21 protein-coding genes are annotated in these 20,861 nt (G+C 75.6%); 16 read left to right on the forward strand and 5 right to left on the reverse strand.

The features are described from left to right. The first annotated feature begins 238 nt into the window (after positions 1 to 238). From ACZ4WZ_RS04280 to ACZ4WZ_RS04290, 3 genes are all read left to right on the forward strand, one after another. Positions 239 to 454 (forward strand): hypothetical protein, encoded by a 216-nt coding sequence (locus ACZ4WZ_RS04280; RefSeq protein ID WP_467884816.1) that lies wholly within the window; start codon positions 239 to 241, stop codon positions 452 to 454. A 471-nt stretch (positions 455 to 925) separates the two neighbouring features. Further along, positions 926 to 1,195 (forward strand): hypothetical protein, encoded by a 270-nt coding sequence (locus tag ACZ4WZ_RS04285; protein WP_467884818.1) that lies wholly within the window; start codon positions 926 to 928, stop codon positions 1,193 to 1,195. 294 nt (positions 1,196 to 1,489) lie between these two features. Further along, positions 1,490 to 3,550, forward strand: a complete 2,061-nt coding sequence (locus tag ACZ4WZ_RS04290; RefSeq protein ID WP_467884819.1) for a SpoIIE family protein phosphatase — start codon at positions 1,490 to 1,492, stop codon at positions 3,548 to 3,550. 18 nt (positions 3,551 to 3,568) lie between these two features. Here the strand turns inward: ACZ4WZ_RS04290 and ACZ4WZ_RS04295 are convergent, their stop codons facing one another. Then, positions 3,569 to 5,206 (reverse strand): PucR family transcriptional regulator, encoded by a 1,638-nt coding sequence (locus tag ACZ4WZ_RS04295; protein WP_467884821.1) that lies wholly within the window; start codon positions 5,204 to 5,206, stop codon positions 3,569 to 3,571. 61 nt (positions 5,207 to 5,267) lie between these two features. Continuing rightward, positions 5,268 to 6,893: an AMP-binding protein gene (locus tag ACZ4WZ_RS04300; protein WP_467884823.1), complete on the reverse strand. Its 1,626-nt coding sequence runs from the start codon at positions 6,891 to 6,893 to the stop codon at positions 5,268 to 5,270. Positions 6,894 to 7,029: 136 nt separating this feature from the next. Between ACZ4WZ_RS04300 and ACZ4WZ_RS04305 the strand changes: the two genes are divergently transcribed. The 6 genes from ACZ4WZ_RS04305 to ACZ4WZ_RS04330 all read left to right on the forward strand — a co-directional run bounded on the left by ACZ4WZ_RS04305 (position 7,030) and on the right by ACZ4WZ_RS04330 (position 12,024). Then, positions 7,030 to 7,656: an alpha-ketoglutarate-dependent dioxygenase AlkB gene (locus ACZ4WZ_RS04305; protein WP_467884824.1), complete on the forward strand. Its 627-nt coding sequence runs from the start codon at positions 7,030 to 7,032 to the stop codon at positions 7,654 to 7,656. Positions 7,657 to 7,660: 4 nt separating this feature from the next. Beyond that, a complete protein-coding gene (locus ACZ4WZ_RS04310; RefSeq protein ID WP_467884826.1) occupies positions 7,661 to 8,611 on the forward strand; it encodes an SLAC1 family transporter in 951 nt (316 codons plus the stop codon). Positions 8,612 to 8,658: 47 nt separating this feature from the next. Beyond that, complete coding sequence (locus tag ACZ4WZ_RS04315; protein ID WP_467884828.1) at positions 8,659 to 9,093, forward strand: VOC family protein; 435 nt, start codon at positions 8,659 to 8,661, stop codon at positions 9,091 to 9,093. Positions 9,094 to 9,131: 38 nt separating this feature from the next. Next, complete coding sequence (locus tag ACZ4WZ_RS04320) at positions 9,132 to 9,800, forward strand: Rossmann-fold NAD(P)-binding domain-containing protein (protein WP_467884829.1); 669 nt, start codon at positions 9,132 to 9,134, stop codon at positions 9,798 to 9,800. Between the two features lie 71 nt (positions 9,801 to 9,871). Continuing rightward, a complete protein-coding gene (locus ACZ4WZ_RS04325) occupies positions 9,872 to 11,089 on the forward strand; it encodes an RNA ligase (RefSeq protein ID WP_467884831.1) in 1,218 nt (405 codons plus the stop codon). Between the two features lie 2 nt (positions 11,090 to 11,091). Beyond that, positions 11,092 to 12,024 (forward strand): phosphatase domain-containing protein, encoded by a 933-nt coding sequence (locus ACZ4WZ_RS04330; protein WP_467884833.1) that lies wholly within the window; start codon positions 11,092 to 11,094, stop codon positions 12,022 to 12,024. Between the two features lie 73 nt (positions 12,025 to 12,097). Here ACZ4WZ_RS04330 and ACZ4WZ_RS04335 read toward each other — a convergent pair whose 3' ends face one another. Beyond that, positions 12,098 to 12,628 (reverse strand): hypothetical protein, encoded by a 531-nt coding sequence (locus ACZ4WZ_RS04335; RefSeq protein WP_467884834.1) that lies wholly within the window; start codon positions 12,626 to 12,628, stop codon positions 12,098 to 12,100. Between the two features lie 214 nt (positions 12,629 to 12,842). Between ACZ4WZ_RS04335 and ACZ4WZ_RS04340 the strand changes: the two genes are divergently transcribed. Beyond that, positions 12,843 to 13,217: a YbjQ family protein gene (locus ACZ4WZ_RS04340; RefSeq protein WP_467884835.1), complete on the forward strand. Its 375-nt coding sequence runs from the start codon at positions 12,843 to 12,845 to the stop codon at positions 13,215 to 13,217. An 82-nt stretch (positions 13,218 to 13,299) separates the two neighbouring features. On the opposite strand, the gene ACZ4WZ_RS04345 is transcribed toward ACZ4WZ_RS04340, so the two are convergent. Beyond that, positions 13,300 to 14,271 (reverse strand): EamA family transporter, encoded by a 972-nt coding sequence (locus ACZ4WZ_RS04345; RefSeq protein WP_467884836.1) that lies wholly within the window; start codon positions 14,269 to 14,271, stop codon positions 13,300 to 13,302. Positions 14,272 to 14,300: 29 nt separating this feature from the next. Here ACZ4WZ_RS04345 and pdxR point away from each other — a divergent pair, with 29 nt between their 5' ends. The 5 genes from pdxR to ACZ4WZ_RS04370 all read left to right on the forward strand — a co-directional run bounded on the left by pdxR (position 14,301) and on the right by ACZ4WZ_RS04370 (position 18,919). Further along, on the forward strand, positions 14,301 to 15,755 hold the full coding sequence (gene pdxR, locus ACZ4WZ_RS04350; RefSeq protein ID WP_467884837.1) for a MocR-like pyridoxine biosynthesis transcription factor PdxR: 1,455 nt from the start codon (positions 14,301 to 14,303) through the stop codon (positions 15,753 to 15,755). Positions 15,756 to 16,110: 355 nt separating this feature from the next. Further along, positions 16,111 to 17,034, forward strand: a complete 924-nt coding sequence (locus ACZ4WZ_RS04355) for a nitroreductase/quinone reductase family protein (RefSeq protein ID WP_467884839.1) — start codon at positions 16,111 to 16,113, stop codon at positions 17,032 to 17,034. Positions 17,035 to 17,166: 132 nt separating this feature from the next. Beyond that, positions 17,167 to 17,664, forward strand: a complete 498-nt coding sequence (locus ACZ4WZ_RS04360; RefSeq protein ID WP_467884841.1) for an LAETG motif-containing sortase-dependent surface protein — start codon at positions 17,167 to 17,169, stop codon at positions 17,662 to 17,664. 8 nt (positions 17,665 to 17,672) lie between these two features. Further along, positions 17,673 to 18,365: an RNA polymerase sigma factor gene (locus ACZ4WZ_RS04365; RefSeq protein ID WP_467884842.1), complete on the forward strand. Its 693-nt coding sequence runs from the start codon at positions 17,673 to 17,675 to the stop codon at positions 18,363 to 18,365. After that, entirely contained in the window at positions 18,362 to 18,919 is a 558-nt protein-coding gene (locus ACZ4WZ_RS04370) for a hypothetical protein (protein WP_467884844.1), read from the forward strand. Before ACZ4WZ_RS04365 ends, ACZ4WZ_RS04370 begins: the two co-directional genes overlap by 4 nt. 28 nt (positions 18,920 to 18,947) lie before the next feature. On the opposite strand, the gene ACZ4WZ_RS04375 is transcribed toward ACZ4WZ_RS04370, so the two are convergent. Then, positions 18,948 to 19,400, reverse strand: coding sequence for a MarR family winged helix-turn-helix transcriptional regulator (locus tag ACZ4WZ_RS04375; RefSeq protein WP_467884845.1), 453 nt, complete (start codon positions 19,398 to 19,400; stop codon positions 18,948 to 18,950). A gap of 201 nt (positions 19,401 to 19,601) precedes the next feature. Here ACZ4WZ_RS04375 and ACZ4WZ_RS04380 point away from each other — a divergent pair, with 201 nt between their 5' ends. Further along, complete coding sequence (locus ACZ4WZ_RS04380; RefSeq protein ID WP_467884847.1) at positions 19,602 to 20,822, forward strand: MFS transporter; 1,221 nt, start codon at positions 19,602 to 19,604, stop codon at positions 20,820 to 20,822. Positions 20,823 to 20,861: the final 39 nt, after the last annotated feature.

Here is a 20,861-nt window from a genome sequence, read left to right on the forward strand (position 1 = left end):
TCCCCCCCCTTCCCCCCCCCCCCCCTCCCCCTCCCCTCTCCCCCCCCCCCCCCCCCCCCCCCCCCCCCCCCCCCCCCCCCCCCCCCCCCACCCCCCCCCCCGGGACCGGGCCGCGGCCCGCCACCTCGTCCGGCCGGAGCCCGGCCGCGAGCACCCCCTCAAGGGCGGCCCCAAGGCCGCACGGGAAGGCGCCGGCCCGGCGCGCGGGGGCTTCGCGAAGCAGGCCCCGGCGGCGCCCGTGCCGCTGCCCGCCCTCCCCATCGGGCAGGCGGCGGAGAAGGCGGCCGCGGCGGTGGAGGGCGGCAAGGTCGCGGGCCTGCGCGCGGTCGCCCAGCAGGGCGGCGGCAGCGCCTGGCTGGCGGTCGTCCTGGGCCCGGACGGCGTCCGCCACGCGGTGACCGTGTCCGGCTCCGACGGCACGATCACCTCCAACGTCCCGCAGAACCACCGGTAGGCCGCGCCTTCCGGTCCCCGGCCCCACGGCCGCCCCCGACCGCCCGGCTGTCCGAGCCCGTTCGGGCCGCCCGGGCGCCCCGGCGGCCGAGTGATCAGCCGCGCGTGCCTACCGCAGTCCACCCGTACCGCCCGGCGTCGCCGCCTGCGGTCGCCGTCCTCCGGTACCGTCCCCGCCCGCACCCCGCCCGCAGCCGTCCGGCGCGCGGGCGGGGTGCGGCTTTGCCGGGCGGGACGCGACCGCCCGCGGTGCCTCGGGCCGTGCCGCGGGAGCGGCGGCCGGTTGCGGCGCCCGCGTGACCGACGGTGAGATCGTGTCCGGGGGCCGGGGGCCGGGGGCCGGGGGCCGGGGGCCGGGGGCCGGGGGCCGCCGTGCCGCGCCGGGTGGCACGCCTCCCCGCCGAAGGCCGCTCCGTCGCCGGCCCCGCCCGCGGGGACGACGCCGTCACCGGCCGGGGGAGGGAGGACGGGAATGACCGTGTTCCGGTGCGGCGACTGCGGTACGGCCGTGACCGCCGAGGCCGACGAGGCGCCGCTGCCGGAGGGGGAGGGCCCGCTGCCCTGCGAGGCCGAGGAAGAGGCCGGGGGCGCGTGGCCGCCGCGCATCCCGCCGGGCCGCTTCGCGTACGCCCCCCGGCCTTCCGCGTCCTCCTGGAAGCCCGGCCCCTCCCGGCAGTCGGGCCGGGTCCCGGCCGGCCCGCCCCGCGGCATCGTCCTCAGCCGGGCGACGCCCGGGGCATGACCCCCGCCACCGACCCGGGCAGTCGCGGCGGCTGCTGCGGCCCCGACGGCCTGGGCGGCGCCAACCTGCTGTGCACCGGCTGCTCCGCCCGGCTCGCGACCGAGAGCGCCGACTGCCGGACCGGCCCGGCAGATCGTCCTCGACCCGCGCCGCGTGACCGCCGCCCCGGAGCCGGGCCGGCGCACCGTGATGTCCGCCCCGTCGGGGGCGCGCAGAATGAAGGGGAGCGGCGGGCCCCCGCCCCGCGCGGGCGGTACGGGGACTGGGCGCGCCCCGGGCATGAGGAGGCTTCCGGTGCCGTCGGAGCAGGCGGGGGACGCGGGGGCTGCCGGCCCGATCCGGTCGGAGCCGGGGTCCCTGCTGGAGCACGTGGCGGTGGCCGTCTTCGGCATGGACGCGGCCGGCCGGATCCGCTTCTGGGGCCCCGGCGCGCGGGAACTCTTCGGCCACGAGGCCGCCGACGTGCTGTCCCGGCCGGCCGCCGGGCTCTTCCCCCCGCCCCCCGAAGGCACCCCCGGCGCGGCCGAACGGCTGGCGGAACGCGCCCTGGCCCTCGGGTACTGGCGGGTGCGGCTGCCCGCCCTGCACCGGGACGGCTCGGTCTTCGACTGCGGGTTCCGGGTCTTCCCGGTCGCCGGCGACGCCGACGCGGTGATCATCGGGCTGGCCAGCAGGGGAGACGAACTGGACCGGGTGAAGACCAATCTCGCCTTCCTCGACGCCCTCTTCGAGACCTGCCCCATCGGCCTGGTCATGCTCGACCAGGACCTGCGCTACGTCCACCTCAACCAGGCCCTGGCCGACATGGACGGCCTCCCCGTCGCCGACCACCTCGGCCGCGCCACCGACGAGATCATGCTCACCTCCGACGGCGGAGAGTTCCAGCGCATGCTGCGCGCCGTGGCCGACGAGGGCCGGCCCCTCGTCGGCGCCCTGGTGGGGCTGCGCACACCGGGCCGCCCCGACCGCGACCAGGTCCGGTCGGTCAGCCTGTTCCCGCTCAGCCGCTCCGGCGGGACCCGCCCCGGGGTGGGCGGCCTGCTGGTGGACGTCACCGACCGGGAACGGGCCCTGCTGGAGGCAACCGAGGCACGCCAGCGCCTGGCCCTGCTGGACCGGGCCGCCGCCCAGGTCGGCACCACCCTGGACGTGGACACCACCGCCCGGGAGCTGGTCGACGTGGCCGTACCGGCCTTCTGCGACGGCTGCGTCGTCGAGCTGGTGGAGTGGACGAACCCCGCCGAGGCCTTCGACCCGGACCTGCCCCTGCTCACCCGCCGCATCGCCTCCGGCACCGTCCTGCCGCCGCCCGCCCCCGAGCTCGTGGCGGGCCTGGAGCGGGTGACGTACCCGCCGGGTTCCGGCATCCACCGGATGCTCGCCACCGGCCGCCCGCTCTGCGCCGAGGTCGACGAGGAGTTCGCGGTCCGGACCGCCTCCCGCCGGGACCGCGCCCGGCTGCTCCTCGACAGCGGTCTGGCCCGCATCCTCATCGCCCCGCTCGCCGCCCGGGGCACCGTGCAGGGCATCGCCATGTTCGGCCGCACCGCCGCCCGTCCCGACTTCACCGAGCAGGACCTCAGCCTCGCCGGGGAACTCGCCTCCCGCGCCGCCCTGTGCCTGGACAACGCCCGCCTCTACAGCCGGGTCCAGGACATCGCGCTCACCCTCCAGCGCGCCCTGCTGCCCAGCGCCCTGGCCCGCAGCGAGTACGTGGCCATCGCCCACCGCTACCTGCCCGGCAGCCGCGCCACCGAGGTCGGCGGCGACTGGTACGACGTGATCGACCTGCCCGGGGGGCGGGTCGCCCTGGTCGTCGGTGACGTCATGGGGCACGGGGTGCCCGCCGCCGCCTCGATGGGCAGGCTGCGCATCACCGCCAAGGCACTGGCCCGCCACGGCCCGGATCCCGGACGTCTGCTCGGCGAACTCGACGCGTGTGCCCGCGAGTCCGGCATCGAGCTGGCCACCTGCCTGTACGTGGAGTACGACCCGCACACCGGCCGCGCCCGCATCGCGAACGCCGGCCACCCCCCGCCCCTCGTACGCCATCCCGACGGCACCGTCGAGACCCTGGGCGGCGGCCTCGGAGTCCCGCTGGGCGTCGGCGGGGTCCCCTTCCGCCCGGCCGGGGCCCGCCTTCCCGACGGGGCCGTCCTGGCCCTCTACACCGACGGCCTGATCGAGGCGCGCGGCCGGGACATCGAAACGGGCCTGGACGCCCTGCGGGAGCAACTGGCCGCCGTCGAAGGGGATCTGGAGGAAGAGGTGGACCGCGTCCTGGCGGCCCTGCTGCCCGGCGCGGCCACCGACGACACGGTCCTGGTGCTGGCCCGGATCCGCCGCGCGGGGTGACGGGCCCCGGCGCGGCGCTCAGTCCATGCGCAGGGCCGCCGCGAAGTCCATCTTGTCCTCCAGCCGGGCCAGGTTCCGCCCGGTCAGCGACTCGATCCGGCCGATCCGGTACCGCAGCGAGTTCACGTGCAGGTGCAGGGCCTCCCCGCAACGGGCCCAGGAGCCGTCGTGCTCCAGGAACGTCCGGAGCGTCGTGACCAGTTCGGAGTGGTAGCGCCGGTCGTACGCGTGCAGCGGCGCCAGCAGCCGGCGGCTGAAGGCCCGCCGGACCTCCGCCGGGATCAGCGGCAGCAGCGACATGACGTGCGCCGCCATGTCCCCGGTCCCGCGCACGGCGACTGCCTCCCCGTCCGGTCCGGCCGCGACCTGGCGGGCGTTGCGGGCCTCCGCCAGCGTGTGGCGCAGGTCGTCCGGCTCCGCCACCGGATCACCGAGCCCGAGGCCGAGCCGCTCCCCGCCGCGCAGCCCGCGCGGCAGCGCGCCGCACGCGGCCTCCCGGACCCCCTCCGGGGTCAGCTCCCCGCCGGGGGCGACCCGTACGAAGGCCACGGCCTCCCGGCCGTCCAGCGCGGCGGCGATCCCGATGCGCCGCGCCGCGCCGGGCCCCAGGCACGCCGGGTGCAGCAACACCTCCTCCAGCAGGTCCGGTACCGGCGACGGCCCGCCGTCGCCCGGTACGCCGTCCAGCCGGGCCGCGACGGCCTGCCAGCGGGCCTCGCCGGAGGGTCCCTCCGCGGCCAGCCGCCCGGCCGCGTCCCGGACCAGCTCCCGTGCGTCCGCCCCGGTGCCGCCGGAGTCCAGCAGCCCGAGCAGCCTCCCGGCGGCCCGCCGGCGCGCGGTGCGGTCGGCGTCACGGCCGCCGCGCTCCACGGCGATCAGCCCGGCCAGCCGCTCCACCAGGCCGATGCGCTCGTCGTGCCAGTCCCCGCTGTCGGCCTCCACGGCGACGGCCCAGTCGGTCAGCGCGGGCCCGGCCCCCGGGGCGGACCTCACCGGGAACAGCGAGTACGGCAGTCCGTGGGCGACCGTACGGTGCGGGGCGCGCCGGCCGGAGCGCTCGGCGGCCAGGAACCGCCCGGCCAGGGCGGCCGCCGTCCCCTCCGGCAGCGGCGGCCGCGCGCCGGCGATGAGCCGTCCGGTGGGGGACAGTACGTGGGCGCGCAGGTCCAGTTCGGTCAGCAGCAGCTCGAGGAGCGCGCCCGCCCCCGCCGCGCTCCCCGGCCGGGAGGCCATCAGCCGCCGGTGCCGGTCCACCAGCGCGGCGAGGTTCCCGACGCGGGCCCCGCTGCGGCCCCGCGCCACGAACTCGGCGACGGGCCCGAAGGGCACGTCCACGCCGACCGCGAACAGCGGCAGCCCGTGCCGGAGGCAGGCCCGCACCAGTTCGTCCGGCACGTGCCCGAACTCCGCCTCGCCCGCGCCGAGGGCGACGGCGCCCGCCTCCACGATGATCCGTACGAAGGCATCGGCGCGCCCGAGGTCCTGCCGCAGCCACACCAGCCCCGACAGCACCAGGTCTCCCGGCGAGACGAACCGCCCCGGGTCCGGCAGGTCGATGGTCACGGCGGCGAGCACGGGCCGCTCCAGCCCCTCCTCGCCGCCGAGGAGCCGGAACGGAGCCGGGCCGCCGGACAGGATCACATCGCGCAACTGCATGGCCACAGCCTGCCATGCGCGTGCCGGGCCCCAACTGGCGCCCGGAGCAACCATTTACGGCTTACGGCCGCCCCAGCATCCGGGCCGCCGCCTCGCGCATCTCGACCTTGCGGACCTTCCCGGTGACCGTCATGGGGAACTCGTCCACGACGTGGACGTAGCGCGGGATCTTGAAGTGGGCCAGGCGGCCCGCACAGTAGGCGCGGACCGCGTCCGCCGTCAGCGGCTCGGCCCCCTCGCGCATCCGTACCCACGCCATCAGCTCCTCCCCGTACCTGGCGTCCGGGACGCCGATGACCTGGACGTCCAGGACGTCGGGGTGGCCGTGCAGGAACTCCTCGATCTCGCGCGGGTAGAGGTTCTCACCGCCCCGGATCACCATGTCCTTGATCCGGCCCGTGATGCTCAGGTAGCCGTCCGGGTCCATGACCGCCAGATCGCCGGTGTGCATCCAGCCCTCCGGGTCCACGGCCTCGGCGGTCTTCTCCGGCTCGCCCCAGTAGCCGAGCATCACCGAGTAGCCGCGGGTGCACAGCTCGCCGGGAGTGCCGCGGGGCACGGTGGCACCGGTCTCCGGATCGATCACCTTGACCTCCAGGTGCGGGCCGGCGCGGCCCACCGTCGCGACCCGCCGCTCCACGGAGTCGTCCACCCGGGTCTGCGTGGACACCGGAGAGGTCTCCGTCATGCCGTAGCAGATGGACACCTCGGTCATGCCCATCCTCTCGATCACCTCGTTCATCACCTCCACCGGGCAGGGCGAGCCGGCCATGATCCCGGTCCGCAGGCTCGACAGGTCGTACCCGTCGAAGCCGGGCGCGGCCAGTTCGGCGATGAACATGGTCGGCACCCCGTACAGGGAGGTGCACGCCTCCGCCTCCACCGCGGCCAGCGTGGCGGCGGCGTCGAAGACGGGCGCCGGAATCACCATCGCCGCGCCGTGGCTGGTGCAGGCGAGGGCGCCCATGACCATGCCGAAGCAGTGGTAGAAGGGCACCGGCACGCACACCCGGTCCCGCTCGGTGTAGCCGCACAGCTCCCCGACGAAGAAGCCGTTGTTGAGGATGTTGCGGTGGGAGAGGGTCGCCCCCTTGGGGAAGCCCGTGGTGCCCGAGGTGTACTGGATGTTGACCGGGTCCCGCGGTGCGAGCGCCGCCCCGGCCCGCTCCAGGTCCGCCGGGTCGCCCAGGGCGCCGCGCTCCAGCAGCGAGTCCCACAGCGGACCGCCCAGCAGGACGGTGAACTCCAGGGCGGGGCAGCGCGGCCGGACCTCCTCGATCATCGCCGCGTAGTCGGAGGTCCTGAAGCGCTCCGCGGCGACCAGCAGCCGGATCCCGGACTGGTTCAGCACGTACTCCAGCTCGTGCGAGCGGTACGCCGGATTGACGGTGACCAGGACCGCCCCGATCTTCGCCGTGGCGTACTGGACCAGGGTCCATTCGGCGCGGTTCGGGGCCCAGATGCCTACCCGGTCGCCCTTGGCGATGCCGAGGTCCAGCAGGCCCAGGGCGAGGGTGTCCACGTCGGCGGTCAGCTCCGCGTACGTCCACCGGCGCCCGGCGGCCACGTCGACGAGGGCGTCGCGGTCCGGGAAGCGGCGCGCGGTGCGGTCGAGGTTGTCTCCGATGGTCTCGTCCAGCAGCGGGACCGGGGAGCTTCCTGACGCATGGCTGGGCGCGACGGACACGTGTACCTCCACGACTCTGCGGCCCGGCGGGGCCGGCGGGTGCGGCCATGATCCTCTTCCGGCGTCCCGGGAGGCTACCCCCCGGAGCGTCCCCTTCGATCGAGCAGGTGTTCGAGTCCGGGGGTAGTCTGGTCGTATGCACGCACTCCAGGGCTCCCTCTTCGACCAGACCGACGAGATCCGGCTCGGGCCGCTCTCACCGGTACGGAGGACCGTGCTCGGAGCCGGAGCCTGGGTCGACCACCTGCCCGGCTGGCTCACGGGGGCCGACGCCCTGTTCGAACGGCTCGCCGCCGAGGTGCCCTGGCGCGCCGAGCGGCGCCAGATGTACGACCGCGAGGTCGACGTGCCCCGGCTGCTGGCCCACTACCGGGAGGGCGAGCCGCTCCCGCACCCCGCGCTCACCGAGGCCCGCGACGCACTCGGCCGGCACTACGCCGCCGAACTCGGAGAACCCTTCGTCACCGCCGGGCTCTGCCTCTACCGCGACGGCCGCGACAGCGTCGCCTGGCACGGAGACCGCACCGGCCGCTCCTCCACCGAGGACACCATGGTCGCCATCCTCTCGGTCGGCGACCCCCGCGACCTCGTCCTGCGCCCGCGCGACGGCGGCCCCACTCTGCTGCGGCTGCCGCTGGGCCACGGCGACCTCGTCGTGATGGGCGGCTCCTGCCAGCGCACCATGGAACACGCCGTCCCCAAGACGACGCGGGCCGTCGGCCCCCGGATCAGCGTCCAGTTCCGCACCCGCGGCGTAATGTGAGGCCATGCGCAGCGGGAGCCGTCTGAGGGCCTGGTCCTCATCGCTGCCGCCCGCCGCCGGCGGAGCCGTCATGGCCTCCGGGATCCTGTCCGTCGGCCTGGAACTCACCGGCCGCACCCGGCTCTCCCTCGCCGCGTTCGCCCTCGCGGCCGCGCTGTGGCTCGTACTGGCCGCCGACTTCGCCGCCCGGCTCATCGGCGACCGGGGCCGCTTCCGCACCGAGGCGGACACCCCGGCCGCCCTCACCGCCGTCGCCGCGACTGCTGTGCTCGGCGCCCGCGTCTCCCAGCTCGGCCGGCAGCGCGAGGCCGCCGCCCTGCTCGCGCTGGCCGCCCTGCTGTGGCCGGGGCTCCTCACCGCCGTCGTACGGCACTGGCGCCGCCGCATGCCCGGCGCCGCCTTCCTCGTCTGCGTCGCCACCCAGGGCCTCGCCGTCCTCGCCGCCGCCCTGGCCGCCGCCCCGAACCTCCACTGGCTCGCGCCGGCCGCCCTGGCCTGCTTCTGCCTGGGCCTGCTGCTGTACGGCCTCGCCCTGGCCCGGTTCGACTTCCACGAGGTCGTCAGCGGCGCGGGCGACCACTGGGTCGCGGGCGGAGCCCTGTCCATCACCGCCCTCGCCGGGGCGAAACTCACCGCCCTGTCCGCGTGGACCGGCCCGGCGCACACGGCCCTGCGCACCGCCACCCTGACGGCCCTCGCCCTCTCCCTGGGCTGGTACGCCGTCCTCCTCACCGCCGAACTCCGCAGCCTCCGCCCCCGCTACGACATCCGCCGCTGGTCCACCGTCTTCCCCCTCGGCATGACCGCCACCGCCTGTCTCACCGCCGCCCCCGCCACCGGCACCCCCTGGCTGCGGCCCCTCGGCGAGGCCCTGCTGTGGATCGCGGTCGCGGCCTGGGTCCTCACCCTCCTCGCCTTCGCCCTCAGCCGCCGCCCCGGCCGGCGGCCCGCCTGACGGCGTTTCGGCCCGTGGGGCGCCGAGCGGCTGGCTACAGTCCCGCCATGGCCTACACGTTCCAGGTGACCGTCGACTCCACCGACCCCCACCCGCTCGCCGACTGGTGGGCGGACGCCCTGGGCTGGGAGGTCGAGCCCTCGGACGAGAAGTTCATCCGCCACATGATCGAGGCGGGCCACGCCACCGAAGAGGACACCACCACCCACCGCGGCACGCTCGTCTGGAAGGCCGGCGCCGCGATCCGCCACCCCGACGGCCTGGAGCGGGCACCCCGCGTGCTCTTCCAGTTCGTCCTGGAGCCCAAGACCGTCAAGAACCGGGTGCACCTGGACCTCCGCACCGGGGAGGACGACCCCCGGGCCCTGATCGAGCGCCTCGTGGCCAAGGGCGCGACCCTCCTCCACGAGGGCAGCCAGGGCCCCCACCAGTGGACCACGCTCACCGACCCCCAGGGCAACGAACTCTGCGTCTCCCACTGAGCGGCCCCGACGAGCGGGCCAGCCCTTAGGGTGACCACGTGAACGTCATCCTCTACGGCGGAACCGGAATGATCGGGCGCGGCGTACTGCGCGCATGCCTGCGCGACGACTCGGTGAAGAGCGTCCTGTCCGTCGGCCGCACCCCGCTCGGCGTCAGCCACCCCAAACTCCGCGAGCACGTCCGGCCCGACCCCGCCGACCTGACGGAGCTCGCCGGCGAGCTGTCCGGCTACGACGCCTGCTTCTTCTGCCTGGGCGTCTCCTCCGTCGGCATGAAGGAGGCGGCCTACCGCGCCGTCACGCACGACCTCACGCTCGCCGTCGCCCGCCCGCTGGCCGCCGCCAACCCGGCGCTCACCTTCGTCTACGTCTCCGGCCAGGGCACCGACAGCACCGAGCGGGGCCGCTCCATGTGGGCCCGGGTGAAGGGGAAGACGGAGAACGACCTGCTCGCACAGCCCTTCCGCTCCTACATGTTCCGGCCGGGCATCGTCCAGCCCGTCAGCGGCATGCCCTCCAAGACCCGGCTCTACCGGACGGTGTACGCGCTCACCGCGCCGCTCTTCCCGGTCCTGCGCCGGATCGCCCCGAACCAGGTCACCACCACCGAGGCCCTCGGCCGGGCGATGATCGCCGTAGCCACCCCCGGAGCCGAGGTCGCCACCCGGATCCTGCACCCCCGGGACATCAACCGCCTCGGCCTCTGACCAGTCGTAATTGATTACCGGCCCGTCCCTCCCGCACGTGAGAATGAGGCATCTCGAACCGGGAGGAACCCATGAGCCAGGACCACCTGACTCTGCACGGCCTGCTGCCCGCGCAGGAGTTGGCGCAGGCCATCGACGCCGGGCACGTGACCCGCAAGCAGCACCCCGAACTGCCCCTGTCCCTGTACACGTACACGCGCGCCGCGCAGTACGAGCAGATATGGAACAGGGTCACCACGCGCTGCCGCGGTCTCGTCGCTGACGACGAGACCGGAGAGGTCGTCGCGCTGCCCCTGCCGAAGTTCTTCAACGTCGGCGAGCACGCCTCCGGCCGCCCCTACGCGCCCGCCCTGCCCGACGAGACGTTCGAGGTGTACGACAAGGTCGACGGCAGCCTCGCCGTGGTCTTCCACTACGCGGACCACTGGCGCGCCGCCTCCAGGGGCTCCTTCACCAGCGCCCAGGCCTGCTGGGCGCAGCGCCGCCTCGACACCCGCGACACCACGGCCCTCGTGCCCGGCGTCACCTACCTCGCGGAGATCCTGTACCCGCAGAACCGGATCGTGGTCGACTACGGCGACCGCCGGGACCTCGTCCTGCTCGCCGCGTTCCGCCTGGACGGCACCGAGGTGCCGCTCGCCGAGGCCGCCGGCCACTGGCAGGGAATCGGCTCCGTCGTCAAGGTGTGGCCCGCCATGCCGCTCGCCGAACTGCTCGCCCTCGCCGACTCCAGCACCCTTCCCGGCGGCGGGCCCGCGACCGGCACCGACGCCGAGGGCTTCGTGCTGCGCTTCGCCTCCGGCCTGCGCGCGAAGGCCAAGCTCTCGGAGTACGTACGCCTCCACAAGCTGCTGACCGGCGTCACCGAGCGGGACATCTGGCGCAGCCACGGCATCCAGCGCTTCGCCGGGGCGTCCGTCAAGCTCCTGGCCCAGGGCCTCGGCTGCTCGGTCGCCGAGCTCGAGGGCATCCGCTCCAAGGGCGGGCGCCCGCTGGACGAGCTGCTGGAGCAGGTGCCCGACGAGTTCGACACCTGGGTGCGCGAGGTGATCGCGGACCTGGAGGAGGCGTTCGCCCGCCACGAGCACGCCATCGACGAGGCCTTCGACTCGCTGGCGCACCTGACCGGCGACCGTGCTGCCTTCGCCCGCGCCGCCAAGGAGATCCCCGACGGCCGGATCCGCTCGGCCATGTTCACCCGCCTGGAGGGCCGCGGCACCGAGCTGGGCTCCTGGCGGGCCGTACGGCCGGAGGCCGCCGACCCCTACACCACCGACGAGGAGAACTGAACGTGTCCGAAGAGCCCGAACTCCCCGTGGTCCACGTCATGACGGGGTTGCCGGCCTCGGGCAAGACGACCGCCGCCCGCGCCCTGCAGGCCGAGGCCGCCGGACGCATGCGCCGGGTCAACCTCGACGACCTGCGGGCCATGCTCGACGTGCCCGACCCCGACCGGGGCCGTTCCCACCGGCACGAGCAGACCGTGCTGGCCGTGCAGGACGCGGCGGTCCGCGCGGCCGTCGACGACGGCTTCGACGTGGTCGTCGACAACACCCACCTCACCTCGCACGTCCCCAAGCGCCTCAAGGCGGCGGTCGCCGGCCGCGCCACCTTCGTCGTGCACGACTTCACCGGGGTGCCCGTCGAGGAGTGCCTGCGCCGTGACGCCGCACGGGAGCGGCCGGTCGGCGAGGAGATCATCCGGATACTCGCCGACAAGCACACCAAGGCGAAGAAGGGCGGCTGGCGGCTCACCGCGGAGTGGCTGAACGACCAGCCGCCCGTCCGCCCCTACGTGGCCGACCCGGCCCTGCCGCCCGCCGTGATGTGCGACATCGACGGCACGCTGGCCCTCACCGGGGACCGCGGCCCGTACGACTTCTCGCGCTGCGAACTCGACCTGCCGAACGCACCCGTGCGCCACGCGCTCGACGCCTTCCGGCGCGCCGACGGGGACACGATCGTGCTGCTGTCCGGGCGCAGCGAGGAGCACCGGCAGCAGACGGAGTCCTGGCTGCGGCGCCACGAGGTGCCGTACGACGAACTGTGGATGCGGGCCGCGGGCGACACCCGCCGCGACGACGTGGTCAAGGCGGAGCTCTTCGACGCTCACGTACGCGACCGCTACGCCGTGCGGGTGTCGCTCGACGACCGGGACCGGGTGGTCGCCGTCTGGCGCCGGATGGGCCTGCCGACCTGGCAGGTCAACTACGGCGACTTCTGACACGCCGCCGGGCGTACGGGAGCCGGGGCGCGCGGCCCCGTCCCGTACGCCCGGCGGGGCGGCCCCGGCAGGGTCAGGGACGGCACCAACTCACCGGGGTGATGTCCTTGACGTAGCGGGCGGAGACCCACGCGCGCTCGCGGTCGTACGCCTTGTCGTCGACGCGGTCCTCGCCGTCCACGGCCGTGCGGTCGCGCTTGCGCTCCAGCAGGTACCAGAGGTCGTTGCCGTCGACCCTCTCGCCGTGCTTCTTGCACACGATCGACAGCTTCTGGCGCGGGTGCACCTTGCCCAGGGCCTTCGAGCGGGTGGTGGGCTTGCTGCGGGTCTTCAGCGGGCCCTGCGAGACGACCCTGCCCAGGGCGTACTTGGGCTTGGGGTACGTGACGGCCCCGTCATCGCCGGACTGCTCTTCCTCGTGCTCCTCGTAGCCGGGGTCGTACTCGTCGTACTCGTCGTAGCGGGGGTCGTCGTCGAGGACCTTCTGCGCGCGCGGTCCGTCGGCCACCGGACCGCCGTCCGCGACGGCGACGCCCGCGCCGAACAGGCCGAGCACCATGCTGCCGGCGGCAAGAGCGAGGATGGTCCTGGTGGGCTTCAGCATGAGCCGCTCCTCCACGAAGGCTTCCGCCCGGCCGCCGGGCGCGGCTGGGGGTGGCGGCCCGCGGGCCGCCACAGACGACTATGACGACGGGCCGGGGCGCGTCCGGGCCGACGCACCGGCCATTAGCCCGATATGCGCAATATCGCCAAAGTGGCGCCGGTCGTGCGCACGTCCTGCGGATGCGGCGGGCCGCCCCCGGCAGCAGAGTGTGCCCATGGGTATCGAAGACTACGGCGGCGGCCCCGGCGCCCAGCAGACCGGCGTCCTGGTCGTGACCACCAACGACGTCCCGGGCTACCGCGTCGAGCGGGTCATCGGGGAGGTGTTCGGGCTCACCGTGCGCTCCCGGCACCTCGGCAGCCAGATCGGCGCCGGCCTGAAGTCCATGATCGGGGGCGAGTTGAAGGGCCTCACCAAGACCCTCGTGCAGACCCGCAACCAGGCCATGGACCGGCTGATCGAACAGGCGAAGGCGCGCGGCGCCAACGCGGTGCTGATGACGCGCTACGACGTCACCGACGCCGCCGACGTCGGGACCGAGGTCTGCGCCTACGGCACGGCCGTGGTGCTGGTGCCCTCCGGGACCTGATCCGTACGTCCGGTACGGCCCTTCCACGGGCGCCCGGGTGCGCAAGTGCGGCGGCCCGCCAGGGTGGACCGCACGAGCCGGCTCACGAGCCCGAGGGCTCCCCGCCTCCCCGCAGCCCCAGCGCCAGCCCGGCGATCACCACCGCCAGGCCCAGCCACACCACCGGGCCCGGCGTCCCGCCGCCCGACAGCACCCCGGCGCCGGCCGCCGCGAGCGGGGCGACCCCGGTCAGCAGCCCCGCCCGGCCGGAACCCACGGCGGCCACCGTGCGGTACCAGAGCAGGAACGCCACCGCCGTCACCAGCACCGCGAGGTACCCGACGGCCGCCCACTGACCGGCGGTCAGCTCCGCCAGCGCGGTCGGGCGTTCCGTGCACGCCGACAGCACCGCCAGCATCACCGCCCCCATCCACACCGCGTGTACGGAGACCCCCCACGCGCCGTGCCGCCCCAGAACCGGCACCGCGAGCAGGGTGAACGCCGCCTCGCAGGCCAGCGCCAGGGCCGCCCAGCCCACCCCCGCCGCATCGGTCCGCCCGGTCCCCTCGACCAGCACCGCCCCCGCGACCACCACGGCCGCCGCCAGCAGTACCCGGCGGCTGGGCCGGCGCCGCTCCAGCAGCGGGCCGACGAGCCCGAGCAGTACCGGTACGGAGGCCACGGCGACGGCGATGACGGCCGGCTCGGCGTGCGCGACGCCCCGGACGACGGCCACGTTGAACAGCACCAGCCCGCCGGCCGCGATCCCGGCCAGCCACAGCCACTCCCGCCCCCTGGGCCGCGACAGCGGGACCCGGGCGGCGCGGGCGAGGACGACCAGGATCACGGCGGCGACCACGTAGCGGACCGCCTGGGAGGCGAACAGCGGAGCGTCGACCAGGGCGCGGGAGACACCGACGCTGCCGCCGACCAGCGCCATCCCGGCGATCCCGGGAGCCAGGTCCCGCAGGGCGGTGGAGCGCCCGGGGGAAACGGGGACGGCAGGGGCGGAGGGGGCAGCGGAAGCCGAGGGCGAGGGCGAGGACGAGGTCGAGGACGAAGCGCAAGTGCTCATGCGGTCCAGCCTGAAGGCACAATGGTCCGGTGAGCAGGTCCAATGAAGGCACCCCCAAGGGGTCCATAACGGGCTCCGACTTCCTCCAGCTCGACATCGGCCAGGCCCCGCCCGGCAACCGCACCGAGTGGCTCGCCGGCCGGCTGCGCGCCGCCATCGCCGACGGCACCCTCCCCGTCGGCAGCAGGCTCCCCGCCAGCCGGGTGCTCGCCGCCGAGCTGCGCGTCTCCCGCGGACTGGTGACCGAGGCCTACCAGCGGCTCGCCGAGACCGGCCAGGTGGCGGGCCGGGGCCGGGCCGGGACCGTGGTCGTCGCCGCCCCGCCGCCCCCGCCGTCCGGGCCCGCGGCCGCCGTACCGCGCGGGGGGCCGGTGGACGCGCTGCGCGCCGCGCCCTGCCGGATCGACCTCTCGCCCGGGGTGCCCGACCTGACCGCCTTCCCGCGCGCCGCCTGGCTGCGGGCCGAACGCCGGGTGCTCGCCGCCCTCACCGCGGCCGACTTCGGCTACGGCAACCCGCAGGGCGCGCCCGCCCTGCGGGAGGCGGTCGCCGGCTGGCTGGCCCGCAACCGGGGCATCCGGGCGGATCCCGCCGAGGTCGTCGTGGTCGCCGGGGTCGCGCAGGCCCTCGGGCTGCTCGCGCAGGTCCTGCCCGGGGCGGGGGTGCGCCGGGTGGCGGTGGAGGACCCCGGTTCGCTGGGGGCGCGCCGGCAGCTGGAGCACGGCGGGCTGGACGTGGTGGGCGTACCCGTGGACGGGGCCGGTCTGGACGTGGCCGCGCTGCGGGCGAGCGGGGCGCAGGCGGTGCTGATGACCCCGGCGCACCAGTTCCCGACCGGGGTCGTCCTCGACGGGGAGCGCCGCCGGTCCCTGCTGGACTGGGCCGCCGCCGGGGGACTGGTCCTGGAGGACGACTACGACGCCGAGCACCGCTACGACCGCGCACCCGTCCCCGCCCTGCGGGCCCTGGCGCCCGAGGGGGTCTGCTACGCGGGAAGCGTGTCCAAGCTCCTCGCCCCGGCCCTGCGGCTGGGCTGGCTGCTGGTCCCGCGGCGCCTGCTGGACCCCGTCGTGGAGGCCAAGAGCTACGCCGACCTCGGCAACCCCGTCCTCGCACAGCTCGTCCTCGCCCGGCTGATGGACTCGGGCGAACTGGAGGCCCACCTGCGCTTCGTACGCCGCCGCCACCGCCGCCGCCGGGACGCGATGCTGCGGGCCGTCGCCGAGCGGCTGCCCGGGGCCCGGGTGCACGGCGCCGCGGCGGGGCTGCACCTGATGGTCACCTTCGACGGCGCGTCCTTCTCCGACACCGCCGTGGCGGAGGCGGCCCTGGCCCTCGGCGTCAAGGCGCACCCGCTGTCCTGGCACCGGCTGCGGCCCGGCCCGCCGGGCCTCGTCCTGGGGTACGCGGCCGGGCCGGCCGGTGAGATCGAGGAGGGCGTCGCCGTCCTGGGCCGGGCCCTGCGCGCGTGCGTACGTACGTGATCAACGGCATTGACAACCGCCGTCCCGCTCGCGTGTAATGACGGACGGTGTCGCGTGACTCCGGCCAAAGAGCAGTGGGCCGGCCGGTGATCGGGCGAACACCCTTGATGCAGGGACCCGCCATGAGCCAATACTCCGCGCCCCGCAGTTGACGTAGAGCAGCCGTACCCACGGCTCCCGCGTCGCGGTCCGGCCTCCGAGCCGGGACCGCCTTTCCTTCCTTTCACGACCGCGTACGCGCGTACGTCCGTACGCCTGGTCCCGCACGCCCCGCTCCGGCAACTCCCGCTCCACGGCGGCCCGCCGGGGGACCGGTGGCGCGCCGGACAGGCACGCCCAGAGAGAGAAACGCCCTGTGCCCACGCCCGCCCATGACTTCAACCGGTCCGTCATCGAGGAGTTCCGCGCCAACCGCGGCAAGGTCGGCGGCCCCTTCGAAGGCGAGGACCTGCTCCTCCTCACCACCACTGGCGCCCGGTCGGGAGCCGGACACACCACCCCGCTCGGCTACGTCCGCCACGACGGCGCCCTGCTGATCGTCGGCTCCAACCTCGGCGCCGACCGCCACCCGGCCTGGTACCACAACCTCCTGGCCCACCCGCAGGTGACGGTGGAGCTCGGCGGCGACACCTTCGAGGCCCTCGCGATACCGGCCGAAGGGGCCCGGCGCGCGGAGCTCTTCGAAGCCGTCGTGCGCGCCGCCCCCGGATACGCCGACTACCAGGCCCGCACCACCCGCCCGCTCCCCGTCGTCCGTCTGGAGCCCGACGAGCCCGCCGAGCCCGACGGCCGGCAGGCGTCCGGCGGGGTCACCACCCTGGCGGGCAAGCTCCTGGAGGTCCACACCTGGCTGCGGGACCAGCTGCGTCACGTCGGCGCCGAAACGGAGGCCCACTTCGCCGCCCGCGCCGCCCACACCGGGCCGGGCGGACCGCCGGCGCCGGGGCTCGGACTGCAGATCCGCCAGCGCTGCCTGGCCTTCTGCCAGGGCCTGGAGTTCCACCACACCAGCGAGGACGCCCACCTGTTCCCCGGGATCGCCGCCCATCATCCGCACCTGGCGCCCACCTTCGAGCGGCTGCGCGAGGAACACCGCACGGTCGCCCGGATCCAGACCGAACTGGCCTCGCTGCTGGGCGAGGTGGCCATCACCGAACCGGAGCGGTTCCGTGCCGGACTGGCGCGGATGACGGCGGAGCTGACGGCCCATCTCGAGTTCGAGGAGGAGGTGCTGTTGCCGCTGCTGGAGGAGGTTCCCTGGCCGCCGCCCCGCCCCTGAACCGCGGCCGGCGGGACGGCGGGACGGCGCGCGAAGTTTTTTCCGTGACAGCGGCAACCGATCGGGCACTCGCGCGTCGTGCGGGGGTGAAGGGCGGATTTCCCGCCCCGCACCCGACCGTGGAGAGCCACTGTGAAGAACCTGAAGCGCGTTGTACCCGTCACCGCCCGCCGGGCGGCCGTCGCGGCCGCCGCCGCCGGGGCGGTCATCGCCCTCGCCGGGCCGGCCTCCGCCGCGCAGGGACCCTCCGCCTCGCCGACGACCGCCCCGGCGCCGAGCGTCTCCCCGACGCTGCCGGCCGGGGGCGAGCCCACCGCGGTCCCCTCGCGGCCGGCCGGCGGCGTCCAGCCCACCGCCGTGCCCTCGCGGCCGGCGGGCGGCGGCAGCGGCAAGCCGAGCCCCGTCCCGGCCCCGCCGGGCGGTGCGACGCCCACCCCGGTCCCCTCGGTCCCGGCCGGCGGCGCCCAGCCCTCCACCGTGCCCTCCGCGTCGGCCGCCTCCGGTGAAGGGGCCGAGCTGGCGCATACTGGCTCCTCGGCGACCACCGTCGCCCTCGGGGCCGGAGCGGCCGCACTCGTCGCCGCCGGCGGCGGTGCCCTGTTCGCCGTGCGGCGCCGCGCCGGCAACTGAGGACACCCGTGCTCGAACTCGCGACCACCGCCAGCCCCCTCACGCCCGGCTCCGCCCGGGTGTGGCGGGGCTTGTGGTGGTGGCTCACCCGCCGCGAGCCCTCCGCCCCGCCGGCGGCCGGCCGCCGCACCCGCGCGACCGGCGGCCACGCGTACGCGTACCCGCACGACGACGCGTACCGCACCGGCGGCCACGGCGCGGAGCGGCCCCCGCGCCCGCCGACCGTCAGCGAGCTCTACCACGCCCACCGGCTGGGCATGGTCCGCCTCGCCGTGCTCCTCGTCGACGACCTGGGCACCGCCGAGGACGTGGTGCAGGACGCCTTCACCGCCCTCTACCGCCGCCACGGGGAGCAGATCTCGGAGGTGGACAACGCGCTGGGCTACCTGCGCACCTCCGTGGTGAACGCCTCGCGGTCCGTGCTGCGCCGCCGGCGCACCGCCCGCGCCTGGATCCCGCCGGTCACCGCCGACGTCCCCTCCGCCGAGGCCTCCGTGGTCCTCGGGGAGGCGCACCGGGAGGTGCTGGCGGCACTGGGCGAGCTGACCCCGCGACGCCGCCAGGTGCTGGTCCTGCGGTACTGGGCGGACATGAGCGAGGCGGAGATCGCCGAGACGCTGGGCATCAGCCGGGGCGCGGTGAAGTCGAACGCCAGCCGCGCCCTGGACGCGCTGGAACGGATTCTGGAGGGACGGGTATGACCGGTTCTACGGGTACCGCGCCCGACGGCGAACGCCCCGTGGAGCGCCGGCTGCGCCACGCCCTGGAAGCCCGCGCGGAGGAGGTGACGGTCCGCTCGCTGCGGCCCGCCGAACCGCCCGGTCCGCACGGGCGGCGGCTGTCCCCGCGCGCGCTCCGGCTGCGGCGCGGGGGGTGGACCGTCGCGGGCCTGACCGGCCTGGCGGCGGCCGCGCTGGCCGGCTACCTCGTGCTCGGCGGGCCTGACCAGCGGCCGGCCCGGCCGGAGCCGCCCGCCGCACCGCCCGAGCTCGGCCCGACCGCGCCCACGGGTACGGACCGGCCGAGCGTGTCACCGTCGGCCCCGGTCCCGCCGGCCCTGCCGACCGTGTCGGCGGGGCCGAGCACCGGGGCGGCCGTTCCCACCCCGGCCCCGTCGGCGACCCCGGAGCGGCCGCCGCGCTCGGCGTCGCCGACGGCCCCGCGGGTTCCTTCCGGCGCCCCGGCCACGACGGCTCCGGCGGGCGGGGCCGGCGGTCCGCAGGCCACTCCCAGCCCTTCGAGGTCGGGGGGCTAGGAACCGCCGGCCGAGACGTGTCCGCCCCCTACCCGGGGGTGTTCTCCACCGCTGCCACCAGAGGGGCCAGCTCCGGGTTGAGCGCGGCCTCGTCCAGGGCCTCGCGCAGGGCGGCGGCGTTCGTCGGGCGGGCCTGGTCCAGGAGGGCCAGGCCCGCCTCGCTGACGTCGGTGTAGATGCCCCGGCGGTCGGTGTCGCAGATGTAGCGGCTCAGCAGCCCCCGGTCCTCCAGCCTGCTGACGAGCCGGGTCGTCGCGCTCTGGCTGAGCACCACCGAGTCCGCGACCTGGTGCATGCGCAGGTGTCCGCCGGGGCCGCCGTGCTGCCGGCTGAGCACGTCCAGCAGCGAGTACTCGCGCACGCTCAGGCCGTGGCCGGCCTGGAGGGCGCGCTCGATGTGCGCCTCGATCCGGCCGTGGAGGAGGGAGAGGGCGCACCAGCCCTGGGCGAGGCGGGTCAGTGCGCTGTCCGTGGCCGTCATGGGGGCTCCTCCGCCGTCGTGTCCCTGCCGCGCGAACCTGCGGCCTTCCGTTTCCCTGGGTCCAGGATAGGTCACGGGCGCAATAGCCCGCGCTTGCAAATATCCCGCGTCTGCAATTAATGTGGACGAGTGTTACCGGCGGGCGCACACGTGCCGGCCCTCGCTTCCCCCACACCCAGAACCCTGAAGGGCAGCCCCGTCATGCCTCTCGCGCTCCTCGCCCTCGCCATCGGAGCCTTCGGGATCGGCACCACCGAGTTCGTGATCATGGGCCTTCTCCCCGAGGTCGCGGCCGGTTACGGCGTCTCGATCCCCACCGCCGGCCTCCTCGTCACCGGCTACGCCCTCGGCGTGGTCCTCGGCGCCCCGGTGATGACCGTCCTCGGCACCCGCGTCCCCCGCAAGCGCATGCTGATGCTGCTCATGGGCCTCTTCATCGCGGGCAACCTGCTCTCCGCCCTCGCCCCCGCCTTCGGCCTGATGCTGGCCGGACGCGTCGTAGCCTCCCTCGCCCACGGAGCCTTCTTCGGCATCGGCTCGGTGGTCGCCGCGGGTCTCGTGGCACCCGAGAAGAAGGCCGGCGCCATCGCCATGATGTTCACCGGCCTGACCGTGGCCAACGTGGTCGGCGTCCCCCTCGGCACCCTCGTCGGCCAGCACCTCGGCTGGCGCGTCACCTTCCTGGCCGTCGCCGCCCTCGGCGTGCTCGGCCTGCTCGGCATCGCGCGGCTGGTCCCCGACCTGCCCCGACCCGAGGGCGTGCGGGTCCGCCACGAGCTGGCCGCCTTCCGCAACGTCCAGGTGCTGCTCGCCATGGCGATGACCGTCCTCGGCTTCGGCGGGGTCTTCGCCGCGATCACCTACATCACCCCGATGCTGACCCATGCCGCCGGCTTCGCCGCCACCTCCGTCACCTGGCTGCTCGTCCTCTTCGGGCTCGGCATGGTCACGGGCAACCTCGTCGGCGGCCGCTACGCCGACCGCGCGCTCATGCCGATGCTGTACGTGTCCCTGGGCGCGCTGGCCGTCGTACTGGCCCTCTTCACCCTCACCGCCCACGACAAGGCGGGAGCCGCCGTCACGGTCTTCCTCATCGGCGTCCTCGGCTTCGCGACCGTGCCGCCGCTGCAGAAGCGGGTCCTCGACCAGGCAGCCGGCGCCCCCACGCTGGCGTCCGCCGTCAACATCGGCGCCTTCAACCTCGGCAACGCCCTCGCGGCCTGGCTCGGCGGGCTCGTCCTCTCCGCCGGGCTCGGCTGGACCGCCCCGAACTGGGTCGGCGCCGCCCTCGCCGCCTCCGCGCTCGTCCTCGCCCTCCTCTCCGGAGCGCTCGAGCGCCGTACGGACCGCCGCGCGGCGGGCGGGAGCCGGGTCATCGCCTCCGGAGCCACCGCGGCCGCCCCCACCCCCGTCCACCACTGACACCCCCGGCCACCCCACCCCACCCCGACGGTCATCCCC

Source organism: Streptomyces sp. NPDC029122, from assembly GCF_055569445.1.